Origin of the sequence: Flavobacterium erciyesense (assembly GCF_018069925.1) — a bacterium.
Lineage (GTDB): Bacteria > Bacteroidota > Bacteroidia > Flavobacteriales > Flavobacteriaceae > Flavobacterium > Flavobacterium erciyesense.
Window position 1 is genome coordinate 1 of sequence record NZ_JAGPXB010000014.1, and the last position, 12,237, is coordinate 12,237.

The 12,237-nt window shown below is 35.4% G+C and carries 7 protein-coding genes; 4 read left to right on the plus strand and 3 right to left on the minus strand.

Annotated features, from left to right (window positions below):
* Window positions 1-92: 92 nt before the first annotated feature.
* The 4 genes from hpt (at window position 93) to obgE (ending at window position 3,615) form a co-directional block, all read left to right on the plus strand.
* On the plus strand, window positions 93-623 hold the full coding sequence (hpt, locus tag KBJ98_RS12640; RefSeq protein ID WP_166138070.1) for a hypoxanthine phosphoribosyltransferase: 531 nt from the start codon (window positions 93-95) through the stop codon (window positions 621-623).
* Between the two features lie 12 nt (window positions 624-635).
* Complete coding sequence (locus KBJ98_RS12645) at window positions 636-1,208, plus strand: adenylate kinase (RefSeq protein WP_210791191.1); 573 nt, start codon at window positions 636-638, stop codon at window positions 1,206-1,208.
* Window positions 1,209-1,307: 99 nt separating this feature from the next.
* Complete coding sequence (locus tag KBJ98_RS12650) at window positions 1,308-2,531, plus strand: hemolysin family protein (RefSeq protein WP_394369382.1); 1,224 nt, start codon at window positions 1,308-1,310, stop codon at window positions 2,529-2,531.
* Between the two features lie 82 nt (window positions 2,532-2,613).
* Entirely contained in the window at window positions 2,614-3,615 is a 1,002-nt protein-coding gene (gene obgE / locus KBJ98_RS12655; RefSeq protein ID WP_210791195.1) for a GTPase ObgE, read from the plus strand.
* 82 nt (window positions 3,616-3,697) lie between these two features.
* Here the strand turns inward: obgE and KBJ98_RS12660 are convergent, their stop codons facing one another.
* The 3 genes from KBJ98_RS12660 to KBJ98_RS12670 all read right to left on the minus strand — a co-directional run bounded on the left by KBJ98_RS12660 (window position 3,698) and on the right by KBJ98_RS12670 (window position 12,231).
* The gene (locus tag KBJ98_RS12660; protein WP_210791196.1) at window positions 3,698-4,687 is read right to left on the minus strand and encodes a glycosyltransferase family protein; all 990 of its coding nucleotides are present in this window, start codon (window positions 4,685-4,687) and stop codon (window positions 3,698-3,700) included.
* 44 nt (window positions 4,688-4,731) lie between these two features.
* The gene (locus KBJ98_RS12665) at window positions 4,732-5,547 is read right to left on the minus strand and encodes a UDP-2,3-diacylglucosamine diphosphatase (protein WP_210791198.1); all 816 of its coding nucleotides are present in this window, start codon (window positions 5,545-5,547) and stop codon (window positions 4,732-4,734) included.
* Window positions 5,548-5,730: 183 nt separating this feature from the next.
* Window positions 5,731-12,231: an alpha-2-macroglobulin family protein gene (locus KBJ98_RS12670; protein WP_210791200.1), complete on the minus strand. Its 6,501-nt coding sequence runs from the start codon at window positions 12,229-12,231 to the stop codon at window positions 5,731-5,733.
* Between the last annotated feature and the right edge of the window lie 6 nt (window positions 12,232-12,237).

The following is a 12,237-nucleotide window of genomic DNA, read 5'->3' on the forward strand; positions in this document are numbered from 1 at the left end:
CATTTTTTAAGCGACCATAATTCTTCTTTTTTTAATGGCTTGAGTCAAGTAAGAAATTGCTATCTTTGCCCATTATTTTAAACCTAAAAATAATGATACAACTTCACGATAAACAATTTGTTCCGTTCATTTCGGCTACAGAAATAGAGTTTGCTATTGCTAAAATGGTGTCGCAAGTAGAGGCAGATTTTGCTGATGAAACACCCGTTTTTGTTGGAGTATTAAATGGTGCTTTCATGGTAGTTGCTGATTTTATGAAGCAGTATAAAAAACCATGCGAAGTGTCGTTTATTAAAATGGCATCTTACGAAGGAACAACTTCTACCAACGAGGTAAAACAATTAATTGGAGTTAATCAAGATTTGACAGGGCGCAGTGTTATCGTTATTGAGGACATTGTAGATACTGGTAACACCTTAGTAGAATTGAAAGAATTGTTTAAAAAACAAAATGTGAAGCATTTTAAAATTGCAACACTTTTTTTTAAACCTGAGGCTTACAAAAAAGATATCAAAATTGATTACGTAGGTATTCGTATCCCAAACAAATTTATTGTAGGGTATGGTTTAGATTATGATGGATTAGGCAGGAATTTACCTGAAGTTTATAAATTAAAAGAATAACGAAACAACAACATGACGAACATAGTTTTATTTGGAAAACCGGGTGCAGGTAAAGGAACTCAAGCTGAGTTTTTGAAAGAAAAATATAAATTAACTCACATCTCTACTGGCGATGTGTTTCGTTTCAACTTAAAAAATGATACCGAATTAGGCAAACAAGCCCGCGTATTCATGGATGCAGGTGATTTGGTACCTGACGAATTGACAACCAAAATGTTAATTGATGAGGTAAACAAGCACCCAGAAACAAATGGGGTTTTGTTTGACGGTTATCCAAGAACAATTGCTCAAGCAGAGGCTTTGGATGCTTTTTTAGAATCAATTGGATCAAAAGTAGCGGCTACAATTGCACTTGAGGCTGATGATGAAATTTTGGTACAACGCCTTCTAGAACGTGGTAAAACAAGCGGACGTGTAGATGATCAAGACGAGGAAAAAATCAGAAATCGTTACCAAGAATACAACGAAAAAACAGCTCCTTTAATGGACTACTACAATGCACAAAACAAGTTTTATGCGGTAAACGGAATAGGCTCTATTGCCGAAATTACAGAGCGAGTAAGTGCCGTAATTGACCAATTGTAATTTGATTGCTTTGGCACAACACACTATATCAACCAACTTATATCTACTTTGGAAATACTCATAATATTTTTGCTAATCCTTCTTAACGGTGTTTTCTCTATGTCGGAGATCGCTTTGATTTCGGCTCGAAAAAACCGCCTTGAAACCGCTGCAAAAAAAGGGAATAAAAGCGCTAAAATCGCACTTGATTTAGCCAATTCTCCCAATAAATTTTTATCGGCAGTGCAAATTGGAATTACCCTTATCGGAATTCTTACGGGTATCTATAGTGGTGATAAAATCACACAAGATGTTGAACTATTTGTGAGTGGTTTTGATTTGCTTAAGCCTTATGCTCAGCCAGTTGCTGTGGGTGTTGTGGTAGTGATTTTAACGTTTTTCTCTTTGGTTTTAGGTGAACTATTGCCAAAACGTATCGGACTTAATCATCCCGAATCTATCGCCAAAGCAGTAGCCTTACCAATGAAAATTGTATCGATTGTAACGGCTCCGTTTATTTGGTTGCTTACCACTTCGACTGATTTTTTATTGAATGTGTTGCAAATAAAACCAACAGCAGATGGTAAAGTAACCGAAGAAGAAATCAAAGCTATCATTAAAGAAGGTACTGAAGGGGGCGAAGTTCAAGAGATTGAACAAGATATCGTGGAGCGTGTTTTTCATATTGGTGATCGCAAGATTAATTCGTTAATGACGCATCGCAAGTCGGTTGTTTTTCTCCCGCTTCATGCCGATAAAGAAAAGGTTAGAGAATTCATGTTGAAAGAATTACACTCTATCTACCCGGTTTTTAATGACAATTACGATGATATTGTTGGGGTTGTGAACTTGAAAAATATCTTTTCGAACTTCGAAAATGATAATTTTAATTTAGCTAATATCATGACCGAGGCGCCATTTATGATGGAACAAACTACGGCCTACGTAGCGCTAGAAAATTTCAAAAAAACAGGAATTCACTACGCTTTTGTTTCTGATGAATATGGAGTTTTTCAAGGAATAATTACTTTGAATGACATCTTGGAAGCGTTAGTGGGTGATGCAGCCGATTTTTATAAGGATGATTTTCAATTGATAGAAAGAGAAGATGGCAGTTGGTTAGTTGACGGTCATTATTCTCTACATGATTTTTTAACTTATTTTGAATTGGATGAGCTCATTAATGATTACGAAGTAACTACTGTAAGTGGTTTGATTATGACTGAGTTGTCTCATATCCCAAAACAAGGAGAGAAATTAATTTGGCAAAAATTTGAGTTAGAAGTCATCGATATGGATGGTGTTAAGATTGATAAAGTAATGGTAAAATCCATTAATGTTTAAGAATAAATTGAGTTAAATAGCAAGGTAAACTGCTTGTAAAAAGCAAAATACTAAAGGAATATTCAACGGTAAAAAAAAGAAAATGACAGAAGGAAATTTTGTAGACTACGTAAAAATATATGTTTCATCCGGTAAAGGTGGTAAAGGATCTACGCACTTGCACCGTGAGAAATTTATTCAATACGGTGGTCCTGATGGAGGTGATGGAGGTCGTGGAGGACACGTATACATAGTAGGAAACAAAGGATTGTGGACTTTATTTCACCTAAAATTTGCCAGACACATTAAAGCGGGAAATGGCGGAGATGGTAGTGGCGACAGAAGTACGGGTGCTGATGGTGAAGACAAATACCTCGAAGTACCTTTAGGGACGGTAGTAAAAGACAAAGAAACAGGTGAGATTTTATTTGAAATAACCGAAGACGGTGAAAAAAGAATATTGTCTCGCGGTGGAAAAGGTGGATTAGGTAACTGGCATTTTAGAAGTTCAACCAATCAAACACCAAGATATGCGCAGCCAGGTTTACCAGGCGTAGAGATGGATGTTATTTTAGAATTGAAAGTTTTAGCTGATGTTGGTTTAGTAGGTTTTCCTAATGCAGGAAAATCGACTTTATTATCGGTTTTGACTTCGGCTAAGCCAAAAATTGCGGATTATCCTTTTACCACTTTGAAACCCAATTTAGGTATTGTGGCTTACAGAGATTTTCAATCATTTGTAATTGCTGATATTCCCGGAATTATTGAAGGTGCTGCCGAAGGGAAAGGATTGGGGCATTATTTTTTACGTCATATTGAACGCAACTCGACTTTATTATTTTTGGTGCCTGTAGATACGCCAGATATTAAAGGCGAATACGATATTTTGGTAAACGAATTGACCAAATACAATCCGGAAATGCTAGACAAAGAACGTTTGTTAGTAATTTCTAAGTGCGATATGCTAGATGATGAATTGAGAGCAGAATTAAAAACAGAGTTAGACGCTTCGTTTAAAGATATTCCGTATATGTTTATTTCGTCTGTAGCGCAGCAAGGACTTACCGAACTAAAAGATAAATTATGGAAAATGCTTAATGAGTAAGCTATTTTCTATTTCTACAAAAAAAGGATTTCAGTACTGAAATCCTTTTTTTGTTTAACATTGTTTTGTTCTAGGATTATTGTTAGTCGTGGTAAGTGTCAAATAAATATTGAAGTGTATCAGGAATAGAATTGGCTGGCATGGTAGGATAAATGGTTGATGCATTTAGCCAATTTTCGATTGTGATTTCAAAATCTTTCCCTACATCGTAGCGCACAGGAACTCCTAGTTGTTGCAAAGCCGCAGCATTGCACTCTTGCTCATAATGGTTGCGAATGGGTATGCTGAGTATCTTTTTTCCTAGATGAAGCGCTTCAGCGGGAGTTTCAAAACCACCACCGGTAATGATTCCGTGGCAATGAATAAGACTGTGGTTGAATAGTTGTTGATTGACTGGGAAATAGGTAATATTCCCGAGCGTATATGGTTCCTTGATATCTCCTAAAAACCAATGAAAGTGTATTGTGGGCATTTTATTAAAGGCTTTTTCTAAACATTCTTTGTCAAAAGAAGGAAGATAAACCGTAATATGTTCTTGGTCTTTCGGTTCCGCATTTACAATTTCATCTTTTATGATTGGCGGATGTATGAACGAATCGTACTTTTCAAAATGCAAACCAATATGTTTAGGTGACGGTGCGTAATGCTTTAAAATCAGTTCTCCCATGACACTTTTCTTTTCAGGCCGTGGCGTTTTCTCAGATTTAAAACTAGCTTGGTGTCCAAATTGTACCGAATGCACTTTTTGAATTTTACAGGCCAAAGCGGTAACAGAATCAAAATCGTTGATCACTACATCGTAATTTTTTAAAGGTAAACTACTAGCGTCTTTATAAATTTGTAAGGGTCTAAAATTTTTAGCAATGTTCCAGTAATGAAGTCCTCCGCAAGTGCTATAATGCAAACTACATCCTTTACTTCTAAACGCCACAGGCAAATTAATATCGAGGCTTGCATTGTTTCCGCTTAAAAAAAAATCTACTTCACCAAACTTTTTTAAGTACGGATACAGTTGTGTTGCTCTGCTAATGTGGCCGTTTCCTGTGGCCTGTATGGCATAAAATATTTTCATAAATAAGGAATTTATTTAATCTTTTCTGGAAATATGATGACTTGTTACGCTAAAATTTTTGAGACAATATCAGTCGTTACTAGATTCTCATGTAAATCATCGGTCATAAAATCTGTTTTACGATAATGGTAAATGCGCCATTTTTCTTTTCGATATTCTAATGCGGTCAAATTTTCAACCCAATCGCCACTATTCAAATACAGCACTTGTCCGTTCTCATTTTTGACAATCTTTTTTTGTGGCATGTGAATGTGGCCACATACTACATAACTGTATTTTTTTTCAATAGCGATTTCTGCCGCCGTTGTCTCAAAATTGGATACAAAAGCAACTGCTTTTTTGACACTATTTTTTATCATTTTTGAGAAGCTTCGTTTCTCTTTACCCATCGATACCAAAATCCAATTGATAAAACTGTTAATTAATATAAGTAAGTCATAGCCTTTACCACCGAGTTTAGCTACTATTTTGGCGTAGCCTTGCGTTGAAGAGTCAAATACATCGCCGTGAAAAATCCACGCTTTTTGTCCGTCAAGGTCTAATACTAGCTTATCAACTAGTTCTAAATTTCCAAGTATAAAATCAGAATATTTTCGGAGTGCTTCGTCATGGTTTCCGGTAATGTAGATTACGCGGGTGCCCATATTTGACATTTTAATAATGTAACGCAGCACTTCCATGTGTGCAGCAGGAAAGTAACTTTTGCTAAAGCTCCACATGTCAATAATGTCGCCATTTAAAACTAAAATTTTAGGTTTGATGGATTTTAAATAATGGAGTAGTTCTTTGGCGTGACAGCCGTACGTGCCAAGGTGAACATCACTGATAACAACTAAAGGTATTTTTCGCTTTCTTTTCATAAAAAGTTTTTACGAATGTACTCTTACAATGTTATGCCAATGTTGGTTTAGCGTTATGATTTAGAATTGTAACTGTTTTTGAGTTTGTTAGAAGTTTTTTAATGGAGTTGCTCCTTTAAATGGGATGAAAAAAATCCGTTTCCTGCACGAGAAAACGGATTTCTGCAAAGGATTTTTTTTTTATTATTCTTTAACAATAACTCTAATTCCTTTGGTATGGCTAGAATATTCTGGAGCGTACATGCTTTGAATGGTCGAAATTCCGTTCGAAAAATCGCCTTTGTTGTTCACGCGAACAGTATATTCCAAAACATATGTTCCTTTGTCAATCTTATCAAAAAAGAAATGAGTTGCTGCATCTTTTGTACTTTGATAAAATCCTAATCCACCTTTATATTGGTAAGTAGAAAGCACATCGGTAGGCTCAAAACAAGACGCTCGCATGTCTTTTAGATGTACAAATTCCATAGATTCTTTGGCGTTTATTACTAATCGAACGGTAACCAAATCACCAATTTGTAGCGGATTTGCAGCAGTGATTTTGTTTAATTGTTTGCCATTTGCCGTATCCTTGCTGAGATATAATTCTTTTAATACAGTCAGGTTTTGATTATCGCTGCTTTTAATTTGATCTAAATCTTCAAAATATTGCCAATAAATTCCGCCATAACCTGGAACATTTGATTTGTTTTGAATGTTGACGGTAGCCATTTCTTTTTTGATTTCAGCTGCTTTCCAAGTGAGTTTGAGGTATCCTGTTTCAGCTTCTTTATCTGTTTCGGAGCGTTTTTTGGTCAGTATTTTTTCGTCTCCAATCTTAACGACGGTATTGTCTTTGACACTCAGCCAATCTGTGCCTTGCATGAGTAATGCATAGATGGCTTCAGTAGTTGATTTTGTAGTTGGCCAATTTTTTGTTTGTTTATTTTTGAGCAACCAAACCTTCATGTCATCAACGGATTTTTTATCGTTTGTCACTTCTGTGAAAGCTTCAATGAGCAAAGCTTGTGTTTCAATAGGAGCCTGATACCAATACCAACCTGATTTGTTGGCAACCCAATACATACCCCAATCTTCATTATTCGAGGCTGTTTCCTTTAAGCTTTCAATTATCTTTTTGGCACTTTCTTGTTCGCCAAAACGATTTAATGTTAGTGCAGCTAAGCCCTTTTCATACAAAGAATAAGTCAACCATTCTTTTTTAACAGCATCAAGATATTTGTTGATGGTTTTAGTCAGCGTATCCGAAGTTGGATTTGTTTTTAGGAAAAAACTTCTGCTGAATAAAAAATGTAATTCAGTGTATGGGTTGCGCCAAATCAAAGTGGAATTATTAGCAGCGCTATTATTATGGCTTCGCAAAAACTGTTGGTCTAAGTACGGTACCGCTGTCTTTGTAATTGTACTGATACTTGCAGTAGTTTTTTCGTCAGAACTTAATTTTTGTAAGTGACCTAAACCAGCTACAATATGTCTGGTAATGTATTCGTTGGCATCGCTGCCATCAAACCAAGCAAATCCGCCAGATGATTTTTGCTTTTGTTTTAGTTTGTCAAATGTAGCTTCATGCGATGATTTCATTTTTTCTAAATCAAAAAGTGTGGCTAGTCTTTGTTTTTTTTCTTCCTCCGAAGTAGCATCACGGAGCCAAGGTGTTTCGGCCAAAATAATGGATTTGAGAGTTTCATTAGTTTCTAATGGACTGTTTTTGGTTCCCTTTTGACGCCAATTATCAAAAACTTGAGCAATTTTTGGGTTGCTGTTGATGATGTTCGTTGCTAGTGCATTAGCATAAAAACGAGCGAAGGTTTGTTCAGCACATTCGTGTTCGTACTCCATTAAATACGGTAATGATTGTACGGCGAGCCAAGTAGGATTTGAAGTATATTCAAAGGTGAATTGATGGTTTTTTAAAGTAGATGAAGAGTTGTTTTTTAAGTTATTAAAGGTGAATTCTTTCTTAGAATTATCTCTCACCCAAACCGGAATACTTTCTGTGACAAGCATGTTGTTTGTTAAAACGGGTACAATATTTTCCTCGCCATCTGAAAAATCTCCTGCTTTAGCCAAAATTTTATACTGTACACCTTGCAAACCTTCTGGAATGTAGATTTTCCAGCTTACCGTGGTATTACCAAAGGGAGCAATTGTAAAGTTTTTGGTCGGTTTGCTATTTGCCATTTTTAAATCAATTGACTGCATATTTGTGGCATCATACAATTGAAAAATTGCGATTCCAACTTTTGGATCTTTGGTGATATTGGCAATTTTGGCAGTGATGGTAATACTGTCTTTTTCTCTAAAAAAACGAGGTAGGTTAGGGGTTACCATCAACTCTTTTTGGGTAACAACTGTTTTTTCTAAATAGCCAGAAACCGCTTCTTTATTATGCGCCATTAAACGTAGTTTCCAGGCGGTAAGTGCTTCGGGTGAGGTAAATGAAAATTGTACTTTGCCCTTGGCATCACTTTGCAAATGCGGATAAAAAAAGGCAGTTTCAGATAAGTTAGTTCTTGCTTTTACTTCTGTTAAAGCTTGCAACGCATTTTTTGTGGTAATTATAATCACGCCATTTTTGCCCTTGTCGCCGTATAAGGCAGTTGCTTTAGTATCCTTCAGGACTTCAACATTTAGTATGTCAGCTGCTGGTATCGCCTTAATTTGTTCCATGCTCATAGGTACACCATCAACGATACATAGCGCATTTAATGGTGCCGAGGTACTAGCTGCTCCACGAATGATGATTTTGTCGTTAGCGCTAGTGATAGCAAGTCCTGCAACTTTGCCTTGTAGATTTTTGTCAATTGCTGCTGCGTTGTATATGTTATTATCAGCTTCCACTATGGTGACAGCTGCAGATAATGCTTTACTTTTTACACTGCCGTATCCTGAAACTACTACTACTTCTTCCAGAGAGTTTTGTTCTTCTTCCAACTGAATATCCAGTATTTTGCCATCAACAATAATTGTTTTTGCTTTGAAACCAATAAAACTAACGGTTAATGATTCTCCTGTGGCAGCTTCAATTTGGTAATATCCATCAAAGTCTGTTTGTGTACTTCGGTCTAGTCCGTTGATGGTTATTGATACACCAGGAAGTGGTTCATTTCCATCAGTGACTATTCCTGATATCATGGTTGCAGTAAGTGGTTTTCTGCTTTTTCGATTCAGTTCTTTTCGGTAAATAGCCTGCTGGTTTTGGGTAAAGGAATCGTTGAAATTAAAACCAAACCATAAAAGGTGTAAATCCTCATTATCCAATTCAAAATTATTTTTAATTGGGTTTAAATATCGAATGCTGCAGTATCCTTTTTCAAATCCTAAACTTGTTTTGAAATTTGTTGAATTATCAGTATAATTAGTAAAATTCAATCCTTCCCAATTTCTATATGTAAATTGATCTAAAGAACGATCGTACATTGAAGCAAGAATTTCAGCCTCTTGACTGTTGTTGTTTGCTTTTAATTGAAAAGACCATTTTTCGAGAGTTCCAGGTTGCAATTTGTCTCTAAAAGTCGCCACGTTAAAGGCTAAAGATTTAGTTTCTTTCAACAGTTCAACAGGAATTTCATCCGTAAATATTTGATTTTCAAAAAGGGTTTCTAGACCAATGATAACGCTATTTTCGAAGGTATTTGCGAAAGGAATTGTTACTATGGCTTGGTTGTTTTGCAATGGAACTGCTTTTTCAAAAAACAAATCTTCATGATAATTACCACTTACGTTTATAAAAAGTTCTGGAATTACAGATTGTAGCTGTAGTTTTACGAATCCATCCTTTTTAGGATTATTGTTTATGATTTTGGCTGTAATGATTTTACTTTTATCCAAGACATCACTACTTTGAATTAATTTAAAGTTCGTAGTAGTTTCAATCTTATTTTTCAAATGATCTACAGCCGAGAATACAATTTTATAAAAACCAGATTGGTATTTGGAAATGAAATCTAAAGCTATTTTTTTGTCTTTTTCGGTGTTAATTTCTTTGGTATAAAGAAGCAATTCTTTGCTGTTGGAATTATTCACTTTTTCATTTTTTTCAAAAGGAAACAGACGTTCAAATTCATCATCGCTGATGGATTGTATTTCGGGTTGCGGAAAAATTCTATCTTTAAACTTGCTAGTAAAGCTTCGAATAAAATACAGTTTGATTTCACCTTGAGTGGGAACAAATTGTCCGTTTAGATTCGTACTACTTAAAATGATTTCATTTTTATTTTTGGTTTCAATTTGTCCGGGTAGACTTGCATTAAGGACTAAATCGTGGTAACCTATTTTTAAATTAGTAGTTGCCGAGTGTGTTTCTCCATTGCTATCGGTTACGGTTGCGGTCACATTATAATTGAAAACAGGAAGCTGTTCTTTGATAGCATTTACTGGAGGAATGGCGGTAAAATCGATATTGAATTTTCCCGAAGCATCTGTAGTCGTTTCGCTGGTAGCAACAATTTCGGGTGCATTGTCGCCATAATATCTGTTTTGATATTGCGTAGATAGCTGTACCGTATATTTTACGGGTACATTTGATAGGTTACTGCCTGAAAAAGCTTTGGCTTGCCCAGTTACAGTAGCTTTGGTGCCCAATTCAAATCCTTTTTTTATGGGTTCAAAAGTAACTTCAAATTTTGGTCGTTTGTATTCTTCAACTTGAAATGAATGTTGACTATTGTCAAAATCAACATTGTCCCAAAAAGGATGTTCATCTTGCTCTAAATTATAAACGGTGTCTTTTTCATAATCATCAGGTTCTTCTGCAAGAATGCGAAAAGTTCCCGTTAAGGTCGAAGCCGGCAAAACAAATGAGCCTGAGAAAGATCCAAATTCGTTGGTAGTAGCTTCTATCTCTTTTATGGTTGAATTGTTGGTGTCTTCTATTACAATGGAAAAGGATGTTTTTGGAACTATAGTCGTTTTTCCTTTGCTTTTTTGCACTGCAATACCTTTATAAAACACAGTTTGCCCAGGGCGGTAAATGGCGCGATCCAAATAAAATTCAACTTTTCCTTTTACATCTTCATCATCGGTTTCGCTATAATCATCGATCGAAGAAATGTAATTTTTGTCTACTTGAAGTGTATCAGTTTCATGAATAATCGTTAGCGTTTCGTTGCTATAACCATAGTCTTTTTTTAATGGATCACGATAGGTAGCAATACCGTTTTTTCCAGTTTCAATTCGGAATCTAGGCGATTCCACAATAGCATTTGCTATAGGTTTACCTGTTTTTCTATTTAGTACTTGATAATTATCCGTTGCTTTTTTGTTCCATCCCAAAACTGATAAATTACTCACGGTTATGGTTTCGTACGCAAATGCTTTTTGATTTTCGGTTCCAGTTTCACTTTCTGTAAAAACTAAATAACGCCCGGTTGGTAGAGGCGGTAATACAATTTCTGTAGTGTAGTTAAAATAATTTTTTCGGTCTTCTAAACCATAGTTTTTGCTAATTTGAGGCTTTGTGTTTTTGGTCAAGGCAAGCATCAAACTGTCATTTTTCAAGCGATTGCCATTCAATTTATTCAGTATTTTTTGGTCCACTTTATAAAAAGATACTTTGATATTATCCGTATTGGTATAGGTGATAAAAGCCCTTGTGTTTTCGTTAGAATAAGTAAATTTTTGAAGTTGCATGTACAGCGATTTTTCTGTAATGGCTTGTTTTCTTTGTAGTGCTTGTTTGTATGCGTTTGATCGGTTGTTGATTATTAAAATGCTATCAAGCAAACTAATTGCCTGAATATTGTACTCAGGATGCACTGTTTTTGATGCCGAGTTATTAAGCAGTATTGCTTTTTCTAACTGAATTTTTTGAATTAAAGTTGCTTGTTTGGTTTGCTTTTGTAGCGTATTCAATGCCTTTGCGTAAAGTTCATTATTCGGCAATAACATGCTATTAAAGAATTGAATGCGCTCTAATTGCTTGCTTAAGTCATTTGAATATTTCTCTTGTTTTTGAAATAAGTGCAAAACTCGTTTTAACTTTTTATTTTTTATGGAGTCAAAATTCAAGGCTAAAAAATCAATAGATTTTCCAAACAAAGGCTGCTCTATTGGTTGAAAGTCTTTCTTGTCAATTTCCCAATTATATAATGTTTTGCTTATCGTTGCAATGTTTTCTTGAATAGCATAATTCAGCACGTTTTTATTTTCTAATTGCTCCTCATTTCCCAAGTCAAAAATGGCCCCAAATTTCTGTATTGGAGTTGCAAGTAATGCGTTTTCATCCGTAAAAGATTGTTCTAAGGCAGTTGCTATTTTTACTTGAAAATCATTTTGAGACCAAGTCATGAATTCGGAATCAATTCCTGTTGTATTTGTTCTGCTATCGATCAAATAGCCGTTTTTATTCTGATAATCTTGTAAGCATTTAGCAAAAATTAAGTTCAGGAGTGCTTTGCTGGCAGGGCTTCCTTGCTTGATTTCAAACTGCAAATTTTCAATGATTTTTGCTTGTGCGTTTTCGTCGACTACCTGCAGGTATTTTGATTTATAAAAAAAGCATTTGATAATTTGCTCTTCGTTCTTATTTTGGACTGCTTTCTTGTAAATTCTATCAACGAGTACAGAGGCAGATTTTATTTTACCCTGATTTTCGTTTGCAAGCACTTCTTGCCATTTTTTGTCAAATTGTTGCGATTGCATTACTGTGCAGGTAAAAAGCAGGAATAAAAGAATACCTCTCATAAATGA

What these genes read in the sequence shown, in the direction of transcription:
- hpt (WP_166138070.1), top strand. Translation starts at nt 93, where the DNA reads ATGATACAACTTCACGATAAACAATTTGTTCCGTTCATTTCGGCTACA.
- KBJ98_RS12645 (WP_210791191.1), top strand. Translation starts at nt 636, where the DNA reads ATGACGAACATAGTTTTATTTGGAAAACCGGGTGCAGGTAAAGGAACT.
- KBJ98_RS12650 (WP_394369382.1), top strand. Translation starts at nt 1,308, where the DNA reads ATGTCGGAGATCGCTTTGATTTCGGCTCGAAAAAACCGCCTTGAAACC.
- obgE (WP_210791195.1), top strand. Translation starts at nt 2,614, where the DNA reads ATGACAGAAGGAAATTTTGTAGACTACGTAAAAATATATGTTTCATCC.
- KBJ98_RS12660 (WP_210791196.1), bottom strand. Translation starts at nt 4,687, where the DNA reads ATGAAAATATTTTATGCCATACAGGCCACAGGAAACGGCCACATTAGC.
- KBJ98_RS12665 (WP_210791198.1), bottom strand. Translation starts at nt 5,547, where the DNA reads ATGAAAAGAAAGCGAAAAATACCTTTAGTTGTTATCAGTGATGTTCAC.
- KBJ98_RS12670 (WP_210791200.1), bottom strand. Translation starts at nt 12,231, where the DNA reads ATGAGAGGTATTCTTTTATTCCTGCTTTTTACCTGCACAGTAATGCAA.